The organism is Neisseria zoodegmatis, assembly GCF_900187305.1.
GTDB lineage: Bacteria > Pseudomonadota > Gammaproteobacteria > Burkholderiales > Neisseriaceae > Neisseria > Neisseria zoodegmatis.
In genome coordinates this window covers 1294034-1314189 of sequence record NZ_LT906434.1, presented here as the reverse complement: position 1 = coordinate 1314189, position 20156 = coordinate 1294034, and the positions used below count along the sequence as shown (strand labels likewise).

General features: G+C 52.6%; 23 protein-coding genes and 1 pseudogene. 3 read left to right on the top strand and 21 right to left on the bottom strand.

Features of this window, described 5'->3' with window-relative positions:
• The 15 genes and pseudogenes from CKV66_RS06155 to CKV66_RS06080 all read right to left on the bottom strand — a co-directional run bounded on the left by CKV66_RS06155 (nt 1) and on the right by CKV66_RS06080 (nt 12263).
• A complete protein-coding gene (locus CKV66_RS06155) occupies nt 1–1170 on the bottom strand; it encodes a beta-ketoacyl-ACP synthase III (protein WP_085363258.1) in 1170 nt (389 codons plus the stop codon).
• 36 nt (nt 1171–1206) lie between these two features.
• Nucleotides 1207–2118, bottom strand: coding sequence for a hypothetical protein (locus CKV66_RS06150; protein ID WP_085363290.1), 912 nt, complete (start codon nt 2116–2118; stop codon nt 1207–1209).
• A gap of 356 nt (nt 2119–2474) precedes the next feature.
• The gene (locus CKV66_RS06140; protein WP_085363257.1) at nt 2475–3068 is read right to left on the bottom strand and encodes a LolA family protein; all 594 of its coding nucleotides are present in this window, start codon (nt 3066–3068) and stop codon (nt 2475–2477) included.
• 15 nt (nt 3069–3083) lie between these two features.
• Nucleotides 3084–3812 carry a nitroreductase family protein gene (locus CKV66_RS06135; RefSeq protein ID WP_085363256.1) on the bottom strand — a complete coding sequence of 243 codons (729 nt, stop codon included), beginning with the start codon at nt 3810–3812 and terminating at the stop codon, nt 3084–3086.
• Nucleotides 3813–3855: 43 nt separating this feature from the next.
• Nucleotides 3856–4293, bottom strand: coding sequence for an acyl-CoA thioesterase (locus tag CKV66_RS06130; RefSeq protein WP_085363255.1), 438 nt, complete (start codon nt 4291–4293; stop codon nt 3856–3858).
• Nucleotides 4286–5230, bottom strand: coding sequence for an LpxL/LpxP family acyltransferase (locus CKV66_RS06125; RefSeq protein WP_085363254.1), 945 nt, complete (start codon nt 5228–5230; stop codon nt 4286–4288). Before CKV66_RS06125 ends, CKV66_RS06130 begins: the two co-directional genes overlap by 8 nt.
• A 16-nt stretch (nt 5231–5246) precedes the next feature.
• Entirely contained in the window at nt 5247–5963 is a 717-nt protein-coding gene (locus tag CKV66_RS06120; RefSeq protein ID WP_085363253.1) for a glycosyltransferase family 2 protein, read from the bottom strand.
• A 30-nt stretch (nt 5964–5993) separates the two neighbouring features.
• A pseudogene (locus CKV66_RS12555) lies at nt 5994–6131 on the bottom strand (excalibur calcium-binding domain-containing protein); the annotation flags it as partial.
• A gap of 413 nt (nt 6132–6544) precedes the next feature.
• Complete coding sequence (locus tag CKV66_RS06110) at nt 6545–8260, bottom strand: AMP-binding protein (RefSeq protein WP_085363251.1); 1716 nt, start codon at nt 8258–8260, stop codon at nt 6545–6547.
• A 64-nt stretch (nt 8261–8324) separates the two neighbouring features.
• Nucleotides 8325–9329 (bottom strand): Fic family protein, encoded by a 1005-nt coding sequence (locus CKV66_RS06105; protein ID WP_085363250.1) that lies wholly within the window; start codon nt 9327–9329, stop codon nt 8325–8327.
• 207 nt (nt 9330–9536) lie between these two features.
• Entirely contained in the window at nt 9537–10076 is a 540-nt protein-coding gene (locus CKV66_RS06100; RefSeq protein WP_085363249.1) for a COG4648 family protein, read from the bottom strand.
• A 175-nt stretch (nt 10077–10251) separates the two neighbouring features.
• Entirely contained in the window at nt 10252–10497 is a 246-nt protein-coding gene (locus CKV66_RS06095; protein ID WP_040667088.1) for an acyl carrier protein, read from the bottom strand.
• Nucleotides 10498–10507: 10 nt separating this feature from the next.
• The gene (locus tag CKV66_RS06090; RefSeq protein ID WP_085363248.1) at nt 10508–10765 is read right to left on the bottom strand and encodes a phosphopantetheine-binding protein; all 258 of its coding nucleotides are present in this window, start codon (nt 10763–10765) and stop codon (nt 10508–10510) included.
• Nucleotides 10762–11520, bottom strand: coding sequence for a lysophospholipid acyltransferase family protein (locus tag CKV66_RS06085; protein WP_085363247.1), 759 nt, complete (start codon nt 11518–11520; stop codon nt 10762–10764). Before CKV66_RS06085 ends, CKV66_RS06090 begins: the two co-directional genes overlap by 4 nt.
• Nucleotides 11520–12263, bottom strand: a complete 744-nt coding sequence (locus tag CKV66_RS06080) for a beta-ketoacyl synthase chain length factor (RefSeq protein ID WP_085363246.1) — start codon at nt 12261–12263, stop codon at nt 11520–11522. The genes CKV66_RS06085 and CKV66_RS06080 overlap by 1 nt, the downstream gene beginning before the upstream one ends.
• A gap of 184 nt (nt 12264–12447) precedes the next feature.
• Between CKV66_RS06080 and CKV66_RS06075 the strand changes: the two genes are divergently transcribed.
• A complete protein-coding gene (locus CKV66_RS06075) occupies nt 12448–12942 on the top strand; it encodes an ApeP family dehydratase (protein WP_085363289.1) in 495 nt (164 codons plus the stop codon).
• Nucleotides 12943–13057: 115 nt separating this feature from the next.
• Here CKV66_RS06075 and CKV66_RS06070 read toward each other — a convergent pair whose 3' ends face one another.
• Nucleotides 13058–13639, bottom strand: a complete 582-nt coding sequence (locus tag CKV66_RS06070) for a superoxide dismutase (protein ID WP_085363245.1) — start codon at nt 13637–13639, stop codon at nt 13058–13060.
• Between the two features lie 198 nt (nt 13640–13837).
• The gene (locus tag CKV66_RS06065) at nt 13838–14326 is read right to left on the bottom strand and encodes a DUF456 domain-containing protein (RefSeq protein ID WP_085363244.1); all 489 of its coding nucleotides are present in this window, start codon (nt 14324–14326) and stop codon (nt 13838–13840) included.
• A gap of 285 nt (nt 14327–14611) precedes the next feature.
• On the opposite strand from CKV66_RS06065, the gene CKV66_RS06060 reads away from it, so the two are divergent.
• Both CKV66_RS06060 and CKV66_RS06055 read left to right on the top strand, forming a co-directional pair.
• Nucleotides 14612–15586 carry a class 1 fructose-bisphosphatase gene (locus CKV66_RS06060; protein WP_085363243.1) on the top strand — a complete coding sequence of 325 codons (975 nt, stop codon included), beginning with the start codon at nt 14612–14614 and terminating at the stop codon, nt 15584–15586.
• 237 nt (nt 15587–15823) lie between these two features.
• On the top strand, nt 15824–17539 hold the full coding sequence (locus CKV66_RS06055; protein WP_085363242.1) for a proline--tRNA ligase: 1716 nt from the start codon (nt 15824–15826) through the stop codon (nt 17537–17539).
• Nucleotides 17540–17707: 168 nt separating this feature from the next.
• Here CKV66_RS06055 and CKV66_RS12175 read toward each other — a convergent pair whose 3' ends face one another.
• The 4 genes from CKV66_RS12175 to CKV66_RS06045 form a co-directional block, all read right to left on the bottom strand.
• A complete protein-coding gene (locus tag CKV66_RS12175; RefSeq protein WP_157739152.1) occupies nt 17708–17860 on the bottom strand; it encodes a hypothetical protein in 153 nt (50 codons plus the stop codon).
• A 117-nt stretch (nt 17861–17977) separates the two neighbouring features.
• Entirely contained in the window at nt 17978–18115 is a 138-nt protein-coding gene (locus CKV66_RS12170) for a hypothetical protein (protein ID WP_157739151.1), read from the bottom strand.
• A 236-nt stretch (nt 18116–18351) separates the two neighbouring features.
• Complete coding sequence (locus CKV66_RS06050) at nt 18352–19008, bottom strand: YceI family protein (protein ID WP_085363241.1); 657 nt, start codon at nt 19006–19008, stop codon at nt 18352–18354.
• 272 nt (nt 19009–19280) lie between these two features.
• On the bottom strand, nt 19281–20144 hold the full coding sequence (locus CKV66_RS06045; protein ID WP_085363240.1) for an ATP-binding protein: 864 nt from the start codon (nt 20142–20144) through the stop codon (nt 19281–19283).
• Nucleotides 20145–20156 lie beyond the last annotated feature (12 nt).

The window sequence follows — 20156 nt, the reverse complement described above, 5'->3', positions numbered from 1 at the left end:
TCAGACGGCCTTTACTGCTTCCAAGAGCATGAAACAAGTGGAAAAACGCCCGCTTTCGGGAATATAGCACAAGATTTTCTGGCCGTTTTCCAGCGGAAAAGTACGCATAAATTCTTCCAGAATAATGTAAATCGACGCCGAGCCGGTGTTGCCTTTGCTGTGCAGGTTGGTAAACCATTTTTCCTGCGGAATGGCAAAGCCGATGTTTTCCAGCCCCGCCGCCACTTTGTCGCGAAAAAAGCCCGACGAATAATGCGGCAGAAACCAATCGATCTCTTCCGCCGTCAGCTTGCGTTTGGCGGCAATCTGCGCCAAAGGCTTTTCAACGGTGTAGCGGATAATATTTTCATTGAGCAGCTTCACATCCTGCTTAACCGCCATCAGGCTGTTTTGGCGGCAGTAGTTTTGGTCGAATGCTTTCCAACCTTGAAAGAGGCCGTCTGAAATTTCTGCGCCCGCGTACATGCAGGCGGGCATTTCGTTCGCGTAGGAAAGCAGCTCTATCCAATGGATTTTGAAACTCAAGCCTGCCTCGTTCGGGCGGTTGCTCACATGCACGGCACCGGCGCCGTCCGACAGCATCCAGCGCAAAAAGTCTTTTTCAAAGCCGATTTCAGGCTTGGCGTTTTCCAGCTTTTTGTAATCGGTTTCGCTTTGGAACACTTCGCCGCGCATGATGGCGGAAGCGGCTTCGGAAGCGGCGGCCACGGCATCGCTATGCTCGCCCGTGCGCACGGCGTTGTAAGCGTGTTTCATCGCCGCCATGCCCGCTACACACACGCCGGAAGTGGTCAGCACTTCGCAGGCGGGAATCTCGGGCAGCAGACCGTGCACCATCACGCCGTGACCGGGCATCACTTGGTCGGGATAGGAAGTCGCGCACACCAAGCTGCCGATGTTTTCGGGTTCGACACCTTGCGCAAACAGCTGCTTCACCGCTTCCGCCGCGAGTTCGGCATTGGTATGCGTTGCCGCGCGCGTTGCCGGGTCGATGGCGTAATGGCGCGTTTCAATGGCGTTGGAACGCAAAATCATTTTCCGCACGCGCGAAGGCAGCCCGCCCGCCATGCCGAGCACGGCTTCCATATCGTCATTGCCGACTGCTTCATTGGGCAAAAAAGCGGCAATGCGGTTGATGTAAACGTCGTTGAGAGTGTGGTTTGGGTTCATATAGCGATATTAACTCATCAATATTTTCAGACGGCCTCATTCTCCCGAAGGCAGGCTGTAATAATGTTTTTGCCTTTCCAGCCACGGGCGCAGCAACGGCTTGAGCAGCTGCTTCAGCAAAGCGGTAATCGGCACCACGGTCAAAATCAGGGTAATCAGAAAAACGATGTACACGCCGAGCAGCACGCGGCGCGCAAGCGGCGATACGCGCCCTGCCGCCATCAGCAGCTTGCCCCACAGATAAAAACTGCGGGAAGCGGCTTTTTCGCTGAAAATCAGTTTTTCGTTCACTTTTACCGCGCTCATGCCGTGAAAAATGCCGGTGTCCAGAGGCCGGTTTTCCATCAAAACGTCACGCAGTTTCGCGCCGAAACGCGCACCGTCGGCCAACTGTTCGGGGGCGATGCCGGCTGCGGGCAGCGAACGGAAATACTGCCTGTCGCCCGTGAGCATCCACGCCGGTGTGGTGATAAAACTGGCGGCGCTGCTGCACGCATCAATTTTCACGATGTTCCCGATCAGCTTCGCGCCGTTGCGCGCCAACAGCATTTTCATTTTTTCCTGCGCCGCCAACCACATATTGCGGCAGCCGATAAGCGTAATCACGGGTTTGTCGCGCAGCAGCTGCTGTGTTTCAGGGCGCTGCAAAAATGCGGTAATCGGCTGGGCGGGCGACAAAAACCACACCGTATAGGCAATCACAACCACATCATAATCGGTGTGCGGAATATCGGGCTGCTCAATCGGGGCGGGCTTTAAGTGGACGGTTTCGGGAAAGGTGTCGAAAAACCGCCAAAACGGCCAAGGAAACGGATAAGGCTGCTGCGGCCGGATATTGACGCAATCCACATGAATACCGCCGCTTTGTTGCAGCGGCTCGATAAAATGTTGCGCCAACCGGCTCAGCTGGCCGGTTTGCGAGTAATACACCAGCAAAACTTTTTTCACATCAGATGCCATTTTCAACAATACACAAGGCTTATTCTTAAAATTTAACTACATATTTTAACCGAATTGGCGCCTGAGCTTACGGTTATTTTTCCCCGGCCTGATTTTTTCTGATGAAATATGTCGTGAATATATAGGGAGGTAGCTCTGCAAAGCTCTATAGCAAATAACTTTATTTCTGCTACGGCGTTGCTGCGCCTTGCCGTATTACCCATACTGTCTGCGGCTTGCTGCCTTGTATCAAAAATAAGTTTATTTGCTATACGCATCAACACTAGAGCAGTATCTCTACAAACTTAATGATGCCGTCTGAAAACCTGTTCAGACGGCATCATCATAAGCAAGCCGGGTTTGGTTTACAGCGCCTGCTTGGCAAAAGCATCCAATTCTTTGCCGGTTTGAATCTGGTTAAACTGCATCACCGTGCGGTCGCCCTGCTTTTCGTGCAGTTCGATACGGCGCACAACGGTATCGCCGCTGATGTCGATATGGTTGAAAATCTGCTTCATCAGCGCGGTTTTCGGGTCTAAACGCAGCGTCCATTTCTGTTGGGTACCGGAAAGTTTGAGCGTGAACTGTTTTTCCAGCCCTTGCGCATTGCCGCCGAGCAAATCGAGAAACAGGCGGATTTGCTGTGCTTGGCCGCTCATTTTGCTCGGATTGGCTGCCGCCCAGCTTTTGCCGTTCCACTGCATGATGCCGTCTGAACGCACGCGCAGGCGGTTGTCAAACGGCTTTTGCATATGCCACAGCAGGCCGCGCTTGGGAATCAGCACGAATTGGCCTTGGGTCGTCATCGGTTTGTTGAGCGATTTCAGGTAACGCTGCTGCGTAAACGCGCCTTGCACGTTATCGGGCTTTTGCAGGGTTTGGGAAAGCTCTGCGGTCGAAAACGCCCAAAGCAGCGGACTGCACACGGTTAATGCGGCAGCAAGTATCAGTTTTTTCATCGGTTTCTTTCTATCTTAAATTTCACGGTAAACGCTTTCAAACGGCAGGCGGAAGCGTTCGCCCCAAATGCCGCGTCCTTCTTTGCGTATGCCGCAGGAAACAATCATGTTGATTTCCGCGCCTCGCGGCAAGTTGAGAATGCGCTTCACCATGCGGCTGTCCAGCCCTTCCAGCGGGCAAGTGTCGTAGCCTTGCTCGGCCATGGCCAGCATAAAGGTTTGCGCCGCCAAGCCGCAGCTTTTGTGTACAACGGTACGCACATCGGCTTCGGACACGTCCACCACAATCGGGCGGAACAGGCCGGCGCTGCGGGCAATGATTTGGCGCAACAAGCCAACCAAGCCGAAAAAGCGTGCATAGATAAACGGCATCAGTTTGCCATAATAAAACTCAGTGTTTTTCAGACGGCCTGCCACTTTTTCGGGCGGGCTTGTGCGGCTGATGTTGCCGCGCTGGAACGCCAACACGGCACGCGCACGCTCGCGGTGCAAATCTTGGCGAGCTACAAACACCACCATCTGCGGCGCCGTGCTTGCTGCGCCCTGCCCCAAACAGGCTTCCGAAAGCTGCTTCAATACGGCTTGGTCAGTGATGTGGTAAAACTCGTAAAGCTGCATATTGGAGCTGCTCGGCGCAAGCTGCGCCAGCTTGAGGCATTCGCGCACTTTGTCGCTGTCCACCGCTTTGTTTTCATCATAATGACGTACCGCGCGGCGGTGATGAAGCATATCGGAAAGTGTCATGATGCTGCCCTCCTATCTTGGCAAAGCCCTGCCCGCTACGGTTTCAGACGGCCTCAAACGTAGGATGCCGCTTAACGGCCTGCAACCAGCTTTCAGGCGTTTCAAACTGCATTTCGCCGCTCTCGAGCGACACCGCCGCCTGAGTCGTACTCGCTTTGTTGAGTTTCACACCGCTCTCGGCATCGACAATCGTGTAATCAATCCGCAGGCAGCTTTCGATTTCCACCACCGCCAAATCCACGCGGATTTTTTGGCCGAAGCGGGCGGGCTTCACATATTTCAAGTTCATCTGCACAATCGGCCAGCTGAAACCCTGCCGAGCCATTTCATTGTAATCGTAGCCGATTTCGCTGAGAAACGCACAACGCGCCACCTCGAGATATTTCACATAATGCCCGTGCCACACAATGTGCATGGCATCGACATCGAAAAACGGCACTTCCATTTCGGTGCTGTGGCGACAATAAACATGTTTAGCCATGCGTTTCGTCTTTCCAAAAATCGTAAAAATTAAACCATTGCAGCGGATTGCGCGCACATTCCTGCGCCAAAGCATCGGCAAAACCCTGCGCCGCCGCCTCTACCGCAGCATGGCGTTCGCTGCGCTTCCAATCCGCCGTGTCCGCAAAACGGCGCAACTTCAAATGATAACGCCCGTTTTGCTTCACACAAAAAAGCGTGTTCACACGCGTTTTCAACAAACCCGCCAGCAGCCATGCCCCTTGCGGCATATCGGCTTGCGCGCCTAAAAAATCCACCGCTACGGTTTTTTCGCCGCGCACGGGCACGCGGTCGGCGGCGATGGCAATCCATTCCCCCACATCCATGCGCTTGTGCAGCTCCATCATCACCGCCGCATCCAAATCCGTAACCTGAATCAGCTGGATTTCATCGGCACCCGCCTTAGTCAGCGCTTCATTAAACGCCTGCGCATGGCGGCTGTGCACCAACACATTGAGGCGGAAACCTTTGTGATGCGACACCAACGCGCGGCACACTTCTACATTGCCGAAATGCGAACACACAAAAATCTGCCCGCGCTCACCGCGCTTGTCCACCACAGCCGAAATACCGTCGGGGTCTTCCACCACCAAATCTTCATAACGGATTTTGCGCTGCCACACCGCAAAACGGTCGCACACCGCCTCGCCAAACGCCACAAACTGCCGAAACACAGGCATACTTTGCGGCAGGCGCACATCGGGAAAGGCAGTCTGAAGCCGCCGTTGGTAGCGTGCGATATTGCGCCGCTGCTTGGGCGACGTGATATAGAAATACAGCACCACAAAGCCGATACACGGATTCATCAGAAACGCAGGCAGATATTTCACCATCAGCGTGGTAATGCCCAAAAACAGGCGGTTGCCGCGTTCGTTTTGCGCGGCCCAATGCGCGTTTGCTTTCGTATCCTTTTTCATATTTTCAGACGGCCTCTCACAGCTTCCCGCCCAACCGCCGCCACACCATCCCGCAAAACAATCTTGCGTGCATTTTGCTGATCAGCACATTATCGTCAAACGCGCGGAAATGCGACACGCCGCCGGCTTCGTATTTCACCGGCGTTTTAATCCACACCGGTTTCACGCCGCGCCAATAGAGGCGGATAAGGATTTCCGTGTCGAAATCCATACGGTCACCCACCCGTTCTTCACGCACCACGGCCAGCGCGGGCGCGAGCGGATAAAGGCGGAAACCGCACATACCGTCTTTTATATCGGTGGAAAACGTATGCACCATATTCCAAAAATCGGTGATTTTACGCCCGTAGAGCCGCGCTTTCGGCGCATCGCTGCCGTATTGCGGCCAGCCGCATATAACTGCTTCGGGATGTTGCGCCGCAGCGGCCAGCAACTTTTCCGTGTCAGCCAAATGGTGCTGAGCATCGGCATCCACCTGCAAAACATGGGTATAGTCCTGCCCTTCGGCGTATTTCAACCCCGCTTTTACCGCCGCGCCTTTGCCGCCGTTGACCGAGCGGTACACAACGTGAATGCCGTCCTGCTCCGCCAAAGCGTCCAATACCGGTTTGCAGTCCGCCCGCGAACCGTCGTCCACAATCAGCACATCCAAACCAAACCCGCGCATGGCTTGGGCAACTTGGGTGATGGTGGTCGGGTGATTGTAGTGGGGGATTAGGGCTAGGGTTTTCATGGATAACATTCAGGCAATATGAAATAAAACTTAACGGCACCACTGACGCTCGCACGGCACGCCGTCGTGGTTTCCGTCCATCTTGGTGTTGGGGCAATTCTGTAAGAAAAACTTGGCCTCTTCGCAGGAAGTCATTTGCGAACAATGCGTTCTGCCGTCGCAAGTAAATCTGCTTTTTTCTTTATCGGCTTGCTTGGGTGGCGATTTTAAAGGCAGCTGTTTAGTAATGTTCGACAATACTTCCGGTTTGTTTTGCCATTGGTTGTAGGCATCCTTTCCCCACAACTGCCATAAACCGCTAATCACAGCCAGTAAAAGAATGAATTTACGCATACGCCAACCCTTTCATGTATTTTATTAATGCTAAATTATTTATATAAAACAATATAATAACAACTCCAATATTGAGATGTAGGGGCGGATTACATATCCGCCCTATACTTGGCAAGACTGGAATGTTATTTATCCAACTACACGTGAAGCCGCTGTTGAATCTCAATGCCTATTGTTGAAATTCACATAGCGGGCGGATATGTAATCCGCCCCTACAAATAGCCCGGCGTAGTCGGCAAAGCATTTTTTCAGACGGCCTCAAACGCCCCAAACACAATCCGCCCCGAAGCGCACACCGCTTCATGGTTTTCCAGCTTAAACGTCAGTTTGTTTTTATCCGCATCGTATTTCAACTCTGCAAACACTTCATGATGCGGGCGCAGGAATTGCTGGTATTTCAGGTTCTCCACGCGCACGACGCTTTGCCGACCCCAGTCGAACCGTTCGGCCAAATCGCGCACCCATTGCAGCTCGATCACGCCGGGCACCAGCGGGAAATGGGCAAAGTGTCCGCCGAAATACACCAAGTCCAACGGCACCCGGCCTTGAAAGCGGTAGGTTTCTGCATTTTCAGACAGGCATGGCTGCCATTGCGGAGCGGTTTGTGCTTCGGTAAAGGCCGTCTGAAAATCGGCGGCGGTGATTTTGGATTGGGCATTGCGCGGCAAAGCATCGGTGAAACGCCAGTAGCGCGGCAAGGCCACTGTGTCTTGCGTCGCCGCAAGGTGTTTTTTCAACGCTTCCGCCACAGCTGCCCTGCCCCGTTCCTGCAAGGCTTGGATACCGTCTGAATTCAACGCCGCCCACACGGCGGGGCGTTTGTGCTGCGGGTGCTGGGCGCAATAGGCATCGGCAATCCATTCATGCGCCAGCAGATCGTGTTCGATTTGGTTTAGTGACACGCGTTTGTCCTCAAATTTGATAATCCGGTCTTTCCGGCCAAGCAGTAAAAAGCCTTCGGGCTGCATTTCCACCATATCGGCGGTTTGGAAACGACCGTTTGTCCACGGCGATTGCGCCCACAACGCGCCGTCTTCGTCCTGCCCGATTTCCACAGCGGCAAAAGGCTCCCACTCGCGGCGGTGGCAGCGCGACGCAATCACGCCGGTTTCGGTGCTGCCGTAAATCTCAAAAGGCCGCACGGCATGTTTTTCGAGCAAATCGGCGGTCGCTTCGGGCAATGCGCCGCCTGCCGACACAATCCCCGCCACTTTGCCGCCCACCGCCTGCCAGTTGCGCGCTTCGCCCAAGCGGTTCAACACCGCCGGGCTGGCAATCCACACCGATTGCACGTGCGCAGCCGTAGCGGCCAGCAGGGTTTCGGGATACACATTTTGCAGGCGGTCTATCGTCCAACCCATCGTAAGCGCGAGCGCGAAGCGGAAAGTAAAACCATACATATGTTGCGGGCTGACGCTGCCGACTACGGTTAAGCCCTCTTGTTGAAACGGTACAACCCCCGCCAACGCCAAAGCCTCCGCCTCCATCTGCCCCGCCGTTTTTACCACCACCTGCGCGCCGCCGGTCGAGCCGGACGTTTTCAGACAGGCCTCGGCATCCGCAGGAATCAGCAGATTATCCGGCATCACTATTTCAGACGGCATCCCGCTTAACACCGCGGGAATGTTGTAAATGTTATCGGCATTAAGGCCGTCTGAAAACGCTTTTTCATGCGGCGCATCCGTCAACCACACATCAGCCGTGTTGCCCCAATCCACATTATCCTGCGCCAAATTCGGCGGCAACAACACCTTCGCCCCCGCATGCCACGCCGCCAGCACCGCGCAGGCAAAAAACGCGGCATCTTCAAACCACAAAGCGGCGGTTTGCACGTTTTGCGTTTTCAGACGGCCTGAAAGGTGGATAACGGCGCGGTTGAAATCGGCGCGTGTCCAATCGGGGCTGGTGGCAATCAAATTATTAGAAAATGTTTTTTGAAGCAATATGTTAGTGAGTGTATTCATTATTTAAATCACTGTTTTTTATTCATGATCGGACGGCAGATTCGATAACTCAAACTACATTAAATCAGTTATCAAGCGGTTTCGATGTCAAAGGCTGCGCCAAACGGTAAACCCTACCTTTGCCCGTTCCCACCGCTTCCAGCAACCCGGCTTCGGTCAACTCCGCCAGATATTTTCTAACAGTCGCCGCTGATTTTCCGGTCAATTGCTGCGCCCGACTGTTGGAAATTTCGGTGTTTTCTTCAAGGTAGCGGCGTATCGGCAAATACGCTTGGCAGGCTTTTTCGCTGATTTTGGCGTCTGCAACATCACTTGTTGCATCGAATGTGTACGCTTTCAAGGTTTGAAGCACCATATCGAGCATAAACTCAACAAATACGGTTGAATCGTTGGCTTTGTCAGCCTCGGCCAAGACACGGTAATAGCCCTGCTGATTGCTGTACACCATCGTTTCTACGGGTATCCACGCAAACAAAGGGTTCCAGCGGCTCAACATTACGCTTTGCCACAACCTGCCTATGCGGCCGTTGCCGTCTTCAAACGGATGAATCATTTCGATTTCGTAATGCACTACGGCGCTTTTTACCAACATCGGCGTATCGTCGGCTTCTGCCCATGCAAACATTTTTTCCATCAAATCGGGCACAAACTGTGGTCGTGCGCCCATGTGCAGCAATGTACCGTCGGCGGCAAAAATACCGACATCTTTATGGCGGAAACCACCGGCTTGGCGGACGATGCCTTCGGTCAACAAACCGTGTGCTTTGAGAAAGTCGCCGATGCTGTATGGGTTGAAATTCAAAATCTCCTCATGCGCATCATAGGCATTTTTTACTTCTTGAATTTCTTTCGGATTACCCAATACCCGCTTGCCGTTGATGATGTCGGTTACTTGCTCTATGGTTAACGAGTTGTTTTCAATAGCTAAAGACGACTGAATCGAGCGGATGCGGTTTTCTTTGCGTAAATGCAGATTGCGCTCGTATTGGAATTGCAGGCGGCCGATGATGTGTGAAATTTCTACAATCAAGTTGAGAATATGATTGGTAATGCTGAAAGGCGGCTTCATGGCGGTATTTCCTGATGTTCAGGCGGCATCAATTGAGACGTTGAATTATACCGCTTATTTTATCGCTCGCTATATCGCTTATTTTATCGCTTATCTTTTCCCTATCTGCTTTTGCCTCAAGAGGCCGTCTGAAAGACTAGCCTGCTTCTGAGATAGTCAAAATATCGGTTTCACACATCCGTTCCGCCATTAAATGTTCAGACGGCCTCAAACCTTCAATACCACTTTCCGATAAACCCACTCCCCCGCAAACAGCACGCCCATCAATATATACGAAACAACGCCCGTATAAAGCGCCCACCAATCATGCCTGTCTGAAAGCGCCAACAGCGCGGCGGTGGCGGCGTTGAAGATGAAAAAGCCGCACCAGATTTGTGTTACCCGGCGGGTATAGCGCACGCCTTCGGGCGGGAGGTCGGGGTTTTGCAGGCGGGCGAGGCGTTCGATCAGGGTTTGTTTGGCAAAGAGGCTGGCACCGAACACGGCAAGCATCAGCAGGCTGACGGCGACGGGATACCAATACATGGAATCAGGCCGTCTGAAAACAATCACTACGGCAAAAAAGGCGGCAAGCAGCAATGAAACGGCTTGCTGGGCGCGGGTTTTCTGCATCGCGGCGCGTATCAGCCACAAGGTGCACATGGCCGCGGCAAGCCAGACAAACGCACCGTGTTCGCGGCCGTAATACCACAGTAACGGATAAGCGATACTGACTATGGCGAGCAAGACTTGGCCGATGATTTTCATAGTAGCTTCGGAATGAATGTTGTTGGACGGTAAGGGCTTTTCGATTGTTTTCCGAATAGGCAAAACAAGTTTTCAGACGGCCTTAAAGGAAAGAGGCCGTCTGAAAACCAATCCGAACATAGCAAAACGGCGGGCAAGGATGCCCGCCCTTCGGCTTTTAAATATCAAATGCGGCTTATTCGGCCTCAATCTTTGATACGGCCTGCACCACATCATCGACGGTGCGCACGTTGCGGAAATCTTCGGCTTTGAGCTTACGGCCGGTTTCGCGTTTAATGTGGTCGATCAAGTCGATGGCGTCGATACTGTCGATTTCCAAATCTTCATAAAGATTGGTTTCGGGCTTGATGCGCTCGGGTTCGATTTCAAACAGATTCACCAAAGCATCGGTCAGAATCCGGCGGATTTCTTGTTCGGTCATCATTCGCTCCTTAGGCTTGGCGGCTGCGGATAAAATCGGCCAATGTGGCTACGCTGGCAAAGTGGTCGCGCAAGTTGTCTTTTTCGCCGTCGAGTTGGAAGCCAAAGGTTTTTTGTACGGCCAAACCCAGCTCCAGCGCATCGACCGAATCCAAGCCCAAGCCGTCGTCGCCAAACAGGGGGGTGTCGGTTTCGATGTCGTCGGCAGTCATGTCTTCCAGACCCAAGCTGTCGATAATCATTTGTTTGATTTGTGTTTCTAAATTCATGTTGTTTCCCGTGTGAAATACTCTTGCAAATAAGTGTTTAAACGCCGTGCGGCGATGGGTAGGGGTTTTTCGGCCAGCCAATCTTGCGGATGGATGTCGTCGCCGACCGTAATTTCGTAATGGATGGTACGGGGTGGGATTTTATACCATGGCTGGCCTTTTTTAAAATTGGGCGGGTTCATTTTGATGCTTACAGGCGTAATCACTTCCGCGCTGCGCAAGCCGATGGATACGGCGCCGCGGTGGAGTTTGATTTCGCCATCCCACCCTGTGCGCGTGCCTTCGGGGAAAATCAGCATACTCTGCCCGCTTTTAAACACGGCATCCACTTCTTCCATCATTTCCAGCGATTCGTCGTTGGGGATATAACCTGTGGCGAGAATCTGGCTTTTCATAGAAGGATTATTCAGCAAATCTTTTTTAACGATGCAATTCACGTCCGGCACATGGCTGACCAGCAACACCACATCCAGCAGCGACGGATGGTTGGCCAGCACCAATTGCCCCGGGCGGCCGAGTTTTTCCACGCCGTTGAATGTCACGCGCAATACGCCCGACCACTCAAGATAGCCGACAAACCATTTCCACACTCTGCCGATCAGTCTGCGCGCGGCTATTTGGCGGGGAATATCGCCTTTGGTGCTTTTCAGGGTGTAAGGCAAAAGAACGATTTTCAACAATACGCCCACCACACCGAATAAGACGAATCCGAATAAAGTGGCAAGAAAACGGCGGCAACGGTTCAACATCTTCATCAGCTTTTCTGCCACAGCCAGCGGTAATGGCGGTAATTTCGGGTGTATTCGGGTTGGTCGGAAAGCATGAAGCGTATCCAATCCAAAGCTCCCCAATAAGGCGCCTGCTCTTCTGCATCTTGGTTTGCGGAACACATCGACAAGGTATATTGTTCGCCGGGTTTCAGCACCATCGCCAGCGCATAAGTCATAGGCGCACGCCCGGCAGCGACGGCGTATTCTTGAAGCATGGGGTCGTCGGCGATTACCACCAATACTTGCTCCGCGCCCTCCTGCATGATGGCGTAAGCCTCGGTCAAAGCGGTTTCCAAACCGTCGCGGCCAACCGCCAATGCGGTACTTTCGCCCATATCTTTGCGCAACATAGACCATTGGCCTATTTGGGCATTGTGCACTGACAAACCAAACGATGTGGGCGAAACGGTATCTGTTTTCATCAATTCCAGCCACAGCTCGAAGCTGCGGTTTAATTCGCCGTCGTGCGAAGCGAATACCAGCGGGCTGTCGGGATAGCGTTCGGCCAAATCCCATGCGGCATCGCACACCAGCCGTGCCGCGGAGCTTAAGCGCCGCCGCTGCATGGCAGGCAAAAAAGACAAAGCAGGTTTGTAATCAGGCCGGGTATCGGCAAAACCGGCATCCGCTGCCCATTGCTGCCAAGCTTCCAAGCCTGATACGCGGCTTGATGAAGCCTGCCAAGCTGCAATGTCAAAAGAGAAGCGGCAATGGCGGGAAGAATTCATGGTGTTTCCGGTGTTAAAGAAGGCGTTTATTTTAACCTAAGGTTTTAACAAAAAACAGCAATGCAATATAATCGCCGTGCTGCGGTGTCGCATGAATGATTATTTTGCCGTTCGGCACATATCAGGCTTACCGCAACCTTTTTTATACGCCACACCAGCCCAACCTTATCCACATTACATGTTTATGAATACTCCGCTCACTTGTCCGATTACTTCCGTTGCCCCTCTGCTGCCGCACAGCGGCCATATGGTACTGCTCGACTGCATTACCGATTACGGCGACAACCACCTTACGGCAACCGCTACCGTTAAAGACAACCACATTTTGTTGCGTAACGGCCGCCTCCCCTGCTTGGCCGGTCTTGAAATCATGGCGCAGGGCATCGGTGCGCTGGTGGGCTGCCATGCCGTAAATTCGGGAGAAGCAGTCAAACTTGGGTTTCTGCTCGGCTCACGCAAACTGAACCTTTTTGTCGACGATGTGCCGGTGAGTACGGAGCTGCTGATCAAAGTGAAAGAATCCATGCGCGATGCCGGCGGTTTCGGTGTGTTTGACTGCTCGCTTCATTGGACGGACGCTCCCGAACACGAAAAGCATTTGCTGCCTTCAGACGGCCTCTTGGTACAAGCCTCTCTGAATGTTTACAGCCCGAACGAAACCGAGGCTGAAACGCTTTAAACACATTCGGCACAAGTATTCATCTCTCAAAGTATCTCAAAGCACAAGTAAACCAAAAGGCCGTCTGAAAATATTCAGACGGCCTTTCATATAAATAAACCAAAGTTAACAGCGATTAAGCAGCAAAGCGTTTGGCTACTTCATCCCAGTTTACGATTTCCCAAAAGCCTTTCAGGTAGTTGGGGCGGCTGTTGCGGTAGTCGATGTAGTAAGCGTGTTCCCACACGTCGCAAGTCAGCAAGGGAGTGTTTTCGGTAGTCAACGGAGTGGCTGCGTTGGAAGTAGAAACCAAATCCAATTCGCCTGCCGGTGTTTTCACCAACCATGCCCAGCCTGAACCGAAAGTGCCGGCAGCACAAGCGTTGAATGCTTCTTGGAACTTCTCGAAACTGCCCCATTTCGCATCGATGGCAGCGGCCAATTCGCCGGAAGGCTTGCCTTGGCCTTTAGGTGTGAAACCCAACCAATAGAAAGTGTGGTTCCAAGTTTGGGCTGCGTTGTTGAATACGCCGCCGGAAGATTTTTTCACGATCTCTTCCAATGAAGCGTTTTCAAACTCGGTGCCTTTGATTTGGTTATTCAGGTTAGTGATGTAGGTTTGGTGGTGTTTGCCGTAGTGGTATTCCAAAGTTTCTTTAGAAAGATGAGGTTCCAAAGCATCTAAAGCGTACGGCAGTTCTGGTAATTTGTGTTCCATTTCGTATTCCTGTGGTGGTTGTTGTCGATATCGGTTTTGGTTGTGGTGCCGCCTTTTTATCGGCGGTCTGCGCTGATTTTACCCTGTTCGTTTTCAAAGGCCAATAAAACTTATTCATGTAGCTGTTTTAAAAGCCGATAAAAAAGCAGATAGGTAGGGTTGCCCATCTGCTTGAAAAGAATGTTTGGTCTGCGTCGGTTACACCAAGCTGACGACGCCCATCACAATCAAGGTGAGCAAAATCGTCAAGGCACACCCTACTTTGGCCACCACGCCGATGATGAAGCCGATAAACGTGCCGATGCTGACTTTACCTGCCGCCCATAAATCCTTACGCGCCCAAAGTTCGCCCGCGCCCGCACCAACCAACGGCCCGAGCAGCAAGCCCGGCAATGAGAAAAACGCGCCGACCAAGCCGCCGATTAACGCGCCCCATATCGCCTGCTTGCTAGCGCCGGTAAATTTCGCGCCCAACATTCCCGCCACATAATCGGTGGCTGTTCCCAATACCGTCACAACTGCCAGGAAAATCAGCGTATTGGTGGTAATCACCTGATAATCGCCCGCATAACCGATCAGCCACGCGCCGGCAAACATCAATCCCAAACCGGGAATGGCAGGATAAACCGTGCCGAGCAAGCCGATCAGCAGTGAAATCAGGCCGAGAATAATCAAAATAGTGGTCATGCGGTGTCCTCAAAAAAATCAGTTCTATAAATATCATCCGCACATCCGCACAGGCCGTCTGAAAAATGCGGCCGGTGCCGATGCCGGATTTTCGGTATTGTAATCACTAATATGCAGACAAAGTTGCTTTATTACAAGATTTAAAAATGCGCCTGCCAAACCCGGATTTCAGCTGCCTGCTTGAAAGCGCAACGCTCCGGCCTCTTTAGCCAAACAGGCAAAATAAAATATAATGTCTTTTTCGCCATGCGGCCGTCTGAAAACCCATCAGCAAAGTGAGAAAATATGACCACCTTATCGCAATTCCTTCCCCAGCATCTGCAAACCAACCACATTCCCGCCGCTTTGGGCAGCGTGTTGGAATCCGTCGTCGCCGCGTGCGCGCAAATCAACGGCAAAGTGCGCCAAGGTGCGCTGGCCGGCATTTTGGGTGAAGCCGGCACGGGCAATGTACAGGGCGAAGACCAGAAAAAACTGGACGTTATCGCCAACGATATACTGGTTCACGTTTTAACCGCCAACCCCAACGTAGCGGGCTTGGCCAGCGAAGAAGAAGACACTTTTGTCGCCTGCAATGAAAACGGCGGCTACTTGGTGCTGTTCGACCCGCTCGACGGCTCTTCCAATATCGACGTTAACATTTCCGTCGGCACCATTTTCTCCATTCTCGCCAAACCCGAAGGCGCGCTGGCTACCGAATCGTTCCTGCAAAAAGGCCGCAAACAGGTGGGCAGCGGCTATGTGCTCTACGGCCCGCAAACCCAGCTGGTGTTTACCTTAAAACACGGTGTGTTTGTGTTCACGCTCGATTCAGACGGCCAATTCGTACAAACGCAAACCAACCCAAGCGTACCCGCGCAAACCAAAGAATTTGCCATCAATATGTCGAACCAGCGCCATTGGTTCCCGCCCATGCAACAATACATTGGCGAGCTTTTAGCAGGCGACACCGGCGTGCGCGGCAAAAACTACAATATGCGCTGGGTGGCCTCGATGGTGGCCGAAATCCACCGCATCCTGATGCGCGGCGGCGTGTTTATGTATCCGCAAGACACGCGCGATCCGGGCAAACCCGGCAAACTGCGCCTGATGTACGAAGCCAATCCCTTGAGCCTGATTTTGGAACAGGCGGGCGGCGCGAGCAACAACACCGTTCAAAACATGCTCGACATCCAACCCGAAGGCCTCCACCAGCGCGTATCGGTGGTGATGGGCAGCCGCGAAGAAGTCGAATACGTTAACAAGCTGCACCAACAATAACAACGTCCGCATCAATCCCAAGCATCGAGCGGATCAGCTATCGAGGCCGTCTGAAAACACTTTTAAGGTTTTTCAGACGGCCTTTATTCAACAACCACGCTCCCCCTACTTCACACTCGAAATTTCCATTCCTTTTCCCTTCCCGCCATTCCGCCTGCCAATCCGCGCTCAAACCCCTGCCGAAAAGTCCGCATTGCGTTAAAATAGCGGTTTTTATTTTTCACGCGAAACCACATCATGAAAGCCAGTCAATTTTTCATTTCCACCTTAAAAGAAGCCCCTGCCGAAGCCTCCCTCGTCAGCCACAAACTAATGCTTCGCGCAGGCCTGATCAAAGCCAATGCTTCGGGTTTGTACACATGGATGCCGATGGGTTTGCGCGTGCTGCGCAAAGTGGAAAACATCGTGCGCGAAGAGATGAACCGCGCCGGCGCGGTGGAGCTGCTGATGCCGGTGGTGCAACCCGCCGAATTGTGGCAGGAAAGCGGCCGCTGGGAATTTTACGGCAAAGAGCTGCTGCGCCTGAAAGACCGCCACGACCGCGATTTCTGTATGGGCCCCACCTGCGAAGAAGTGATTACCGACATCGTGCGCAAAGAAATCACCAGCTATAAACAGCTGCCGAAAAATTTCTACCACATCCAAACCAAATTCCGCGACGAAGTCCGCCCCCGTTTCGGTGTGATGCGCGCACGCGAGTTTGTGATGAAAGATGCCTATTCATTCCACAGCGATTATGAATCGCTGGTGCGCGACGGCTATCAACCTATGTACGATGCCTATTGCCGCATTTTCAACCGCTTGGGCTTGAACTACCGCCCCGTAGCCGCCGACACCGGCAGCATCGGCGGCACCGGCTCGCACGAATTTCAAGTGCTGGCCGAAAGCGGAGAAGACGTGATTGCATACAGCGACCAATCCGATTTCGCCGCCAACGTCGAGCTGGCACCGACCTTGCCCCAACAAGGCGAACGCGCCGCCGCCACCGCAACCTTAACCAAAGTGCACACGCCGAATGTAAAAACTATTGCCGACTTGGTGGCGTTTTTGAACGTGCCGATTGAAAAAACGCTCAAATCCATCGTGGTGGAAGGCGAAGAAGAAGGCGAATTGGTGTTGCTGCTGTTGCGCGGCGATCACGAGTTCAACGACATCAAAGCCGAAAAACTCACCGGCGTGAAATCGCCTTTGGCCATGGCTACCCCAGCCGCCGTTCAGACGGCCTTCGGTGCCAACGGCGGCTCGCTCGGGCCCGTCGGCTTCACAGGCAAAGTGTATGCCGATTTTGCCGTTGAAAAACTGGCCGATACCGTGATCGGTGCCAATGAAGACGACTACCACTACACCGGCTTCAACTTCGGTCGCGACTGCCCCGAACCTGAGTTTGTCGATTTGCGCAATGTGGTTGAAGGCGACCCCAGCCCCGACGGCAAAGGCCGTCTGAAACTGGCACGCGGTATCGAAGTCGGCCATGTTTTCCAACTGCGCGACAAATATTCCAAAGCCCTGAACACCACCTTCCTCGACAACAACGGCAAAGCGCAAATCATGGAAATGGGCTGCTACGGCATCGGCATCACCCGCATCGTGGCCGCCGCCATCGAACAAAACAACGACGAACGCGGCATCATTTGGACAGATGCGATGGCACCGTTTGAAGTGGTGATCGTGCCGATGAACTACAAAAAATCCGATACCGTGCGCGAAGCTGCCGACACACTCTACGCCGAATTGCAGGCAAAAGGCGCAGATGTACTGCTCGACGACCGCGACGAACGTGCCGGCGTGTTGCTGAACGATTCCGAGCTTTTGGGCATTCCGCACCGCATCGTTATCGGCGACCGCGCTCTGAAAGAAGGCAATGTCGAATACGCCAAGCGTACCGACAACGAAGCGCAAAGCATGGCTGTTGATGAAGTGGTTGGCAAAGTGTTGAGTGCTTTGGGTAAATAAAACTGATTGAGTGATGTGAAATGAGGCCGTCTGAAAATTCAGACGGCCTTTAAAATGGCAAGCCCATGTAGAGCGGGCATCCCTGCCCGCCTTTAACGCTTGCTGCACCTCGGCGGGCAAGGATGCCCGCCCTACTGCAATCTATTTTTCAACTCCAAAAACAAAATATCAAAGCATACCGTTTGAAATCCACAATCCCATCTTATCCTCAAACACCAAACCAAAGGCCGTCTGAAAGCGAGCTTTAGCGAGCTTCGCCAAAACGAGCTGTGCGAGTTTCGCTAAAACTTTTTCAGACGGCCTTTGAAACGACAAATCCATGTAGGGCGGGCATCCCTGCCCGCCTTTAACGCTTGCCGTACCTCGGCGGGCAAGGATGCCCGCCCTACTGCAATCTATTTTTCAACTCCAAAAAACAAAATATCAAAGCGTACCGTTTTAAATCCACAATCCCATCTTATTCTCAAACACCAAACCAAAGGCCGTCTGAAAGCGAGCTTTAGCGAGCTTCGCCAAAACGAGCTGTGCGAGTTTCGCTAAAACTTTTTCAGACGGCCTTTGAAACGACAAATCCATGTAGGGCAGGCATCCCTGCCCGCCTTTAACGCTTGCCGTACCTCGGCGGGCAAAGATGCCCGCCCTACTGCAATCTATTTTTCAACTCCAAAAAACAAAATATCAAAGCATACCGTTTGAAATCCACAATCCCATCTTATCCTCAAACACTAAACCACAAGGCCGTCTGAAAATGTTGTTCAGACGGCCTTGTGGTCGATGAAAGGGAATGAATGAAATTTTATCAGACTGCCTGATTACTCTTTGCGGGTAAATTCAGCGTTGAAAGACACGGGAACTTGCTCAACGATAGAGCTCAAGCCCATTACTTCAACCAGTTTGGCTACACCGCCAACCATGTCCATGGCTTTAACATCGAGCAATACGGGGCTTAAAGTGCTGACCATGATTTTGTCTGCGCTGATGCGTTGTGCGGCCAAGTCGGCTTCCAGATTCAGCTGTTTGCCGTGGATGTCCAACACCAAAGGCTGTTTCAGGTTGATGGTTTCGCCTACGGCCAGTTTGCTTACGGCATCTACATCTACGGTGCCGGTTACGTTGGCTTTGGCAAATTTAGCGGTTTCAAAAACCCAGTCTTTCAAACGTTGGTCGCGGATTTCGATGCCGGTGTTTACGCTGCTCAAATCCACTTCCATTTTGAACTCGCCGTCTTTACCCAACACGGCTTGGCTGGCGGTGAAGCGTGATTGCTCGGTAACGCTGTTCAGCTGTTTGTTGATTTTGCTGCTCAGGAAAGTGATGGTTGCGTTGGATACTTCCCAATCGGCAGGGGTTTGCGGCACGGCTTGTACGGCTTCTGCAACAGGTTGTTCGGCTTGTGCGCTTTCGTTGGAAGGAGAGCAGGCTGCCAGAGCGAATAAAGAGGCGGCAACGATCAATGATTGTTTAAACATTTGGGTTCCTTTCAGTAAAAAATAAGATACGCACGGCTACGCTTTATATGCTTGGTATGCGGTAAAACATGCCGTTATTCAAAAAATCATGCCTAACAGACGGCGGGCTCTTCGGTTTCTTACAGAAAAATGACATTATTTTTTTACAAAGATTATCGATTTTCCGCTAATGTTTGTTTTTAAAAGTAAAAAAATATACGTTTTGTGGCAAAAAAATGACGGCAAAAATCCCCTTCTCATGCCCGTTCAATCATTCATCCGGCAGCCGCGCTTTATACGCGGCGCTCTTCAGACGGCCTGCCCGCCCAATCGCACACAAACTGCCAAGCGGTTCGGCCGGAACGGTTGCCGCGTGTGAGCGACCAATCGAGCGCGGCTTTGCGGGCGGCTTCGTCAAACGGCAGGCCGAAATCTTCCAGCCAGTTTTCGACGGCTTTCAGATAGTCGTTTTGGTCAAACGGGTAAAAGCTCAGCCACAAACCGAAGCGGTCGGAAAGCGACACTTTTTCTTCTATGGCTTCTTTGGGATGCACTTCGCCGCGTTCGCCGGTAAAGGCTTGGTTTTCGTCCATATACTCGGGCATCAGGTGGCGGCGGTTGGAGGTGGCATACACCAGCACGTTGCCGCAACGCTGCGACAAGCCGCCGTCCAGCGCGGTTTTGAGGGCTTTATAGGTTTCGTCGCCGCTTTCAAACGATAAATCGTCGCAAAACACGATGTATTTTTCAGGGCGCGGCTCGAGCATGGTGAGCAAGGCGGGCAAGGTAATCAAATCGGTTTTATCGACTTCGATGAGACGCAGGCCGCGGTCGGCGTATTCGTGCAGCAAGGCTTTCACCAGCGACGATTTGCCTGTGCCGCGCGCGCCGGTCATCAACACATTATTGGCAGGCCGTCCGTTTAAAAACTGCTCGGTATTGCGTATCAATCTTTGCATTTGGTTATCGACCGCCGCCAAGCGTTTGAGCGGAAAAGTGTGCGGATTGGGCAGGCTTTCGAGCAAACCTTTTCTGCCTATGCTCTGCCAACGGTAGGCCAGCGCGCGCCAATCCGGCTCGGAGCTTTCGGGCGGCAGCAGCATATCCAAACGCCGCAATACGGAAGCGGCCAGTGTAAAGAAGGTTTGGGGCTTCATCTTGTTTCCTTT

Excerpts from the sequence above, each read along its gene's own strand:
- CKV66_RS12175 (WP_157739152.1), bottom strand. The coding sequence starts at position 17,860 with ATGGATTTGTCGTTTCAAAGGCCGTCTGAAAAAGTTTTAGCGAAACTC.
- CKV66_RS06100 (WP_085363249.1), bottom strand. The coding sequence starts at position 10,076 with ATGAAAATCATCGGCCAAGTCTTGCTCGCCATAGTCAGTATCGCTTAT.
- CKV66_RS06140 (WP_085363257.1), bottom strand. The coding sequence starts at position 3,068 with ATGAAAAAACTGATACTTGCTGCCGCATTAACCGTGTGCAGTCCGCTG.
- CKV66_RS12170 (WP_157739151.1), bottom strand. The coding sequence starts at position 18,115 with ATGGATTTGTCGTTTCAAAGGCCGTCTGAAAAAGTTTTAGCGAAACTC.
- CKV66_RS06125 (WP_085363254.1), bottom strand. The coding sequence starts at position 5,230 with ATGAAAAAGGATACGAAAGCAAACGCGCATTGGGCCGCGCAAAACGAA.
- CKV66_RS06135 (WP_085363256.1), bottom strand. The coding sequence starts at position 3,812 with ATGACACTTTCCGATATGCTTCATCACCGCCGCGCGGTACGTCATTAT.
- CKV66_RS06045 (WP_085363240.1), bottom strand. The coding sequence starts at position 20,144 with ATGAAGCCCCAAACCTTCTTTACACTGGCCGCTTCCGTATTGCGGCGT.
- CKV66_RS06130 (WP_085363255.1), bottom strand. The coding sequence starts at position 4,293 with ATGGCTAAACATGTTTATTGTCGCCACAGCACCGAAATGGAAGTGCCG.
- CKV66_RS06155 (WP_085363258.1), bottom strand. The coding sequence starts at position 1,170 with ATGAACCCAAACCACACTCTCAACGACGTTTACATCAACCGCATTGCC.
- CKV66_RS06110 (WP_085363251.1), bottom strand. The coding sequence starts at position 8,260 with ATGAATACACTCACTAACATATTGCTTCAAAAAACATTTTCTAATAAT.
- CKV66_RS06095 (WP_040667088.1), bottom strand. The coding sequence starts at position 10,497 with ATGACCGAACAAGAAATCCGCCGGATTCTGACCGATGCTTTGGTGAAT.
- CKV66_RS06090 (WP_085363248.1), bottom strand. The coding sequence starts at position 10,765 with ATGAATTTAGAAACACAAATCAAACAAATGATTATCGACAGCTTGGGT.
- CKV66_RS06060 (WP_085363243.1), top strand. The coding sequence starts at position 14,612 with ATGACCACCTTATCGCAATTCCTTCCCCAGCATCTGCAAACCAACCAC.
- CKV66_RS06050 (WP_085363241.1), bottom strand. The coding sequence starts at position 19,008 with ATGTTTAAACAATCATTGATCGTTGCCGCCTCTTTATTCGCTCTGGCA.
- CKV66_RS06070 (WP_085363245.1), bottom strand. The coding sequence starts at position 13,639 with ATGGAACACAAATTACCAGAACTGCCGTACGCTTTAGATGCTTTGGAA.
- CKV66_RS06085 (WP_085363247.1), bottom strand. The coding sequence starts at position 11,520 with ATGAAGATGTTGAACCGTTGCCGCCGTTTTCTTGCCACTTTATTCGGA.
- CKV66_RS06075 (WP_085363289.1), top strand. The coding sequence starts at position 12,448 with ATGAATACTCCGCTCACTTGTCCGATTACTTCCGTTGCCCCTCTGCTG.
- CKV66_RS06065 (WP_085363244.1), bottom strand. The coding sequence starts at position 14,326 with ATGACCACTATTTTGATTATTCTCGGCCTGATTTCACTGCTGATCGGC.
- CKV66_RS06120 (WP_085363253.1), bottom strand. The coding sequence starts at position 5,963 with ATGAAAACCCTAGCCCTAATCCCCCACTACAATCACCCGACCACCATC.
- CKV66_RS06080 (WP_085363246.1), bottom strand. The coding sequence starts at position 12,263 with ATGAATTCTTCCCGCCATTGCCGCTTCTCTTTTGACATTGCAGCTTGG.
- CKV66_RS06105 (WP_085363250.1), bottom strand. The coding sequence starts at position 9,329 with ATGAAGCCGCCTTTCAGCATTACCAATCATATTCTCAACTTGATTGTA.
- CKV66_RS06055 (WP_085363242.1), top strand. The coding sequence starts at position 15,824 with ATGAAAGCCAGTCAATTTTTCATTTCCACCTTAAAAGAAGCCCCTGCC.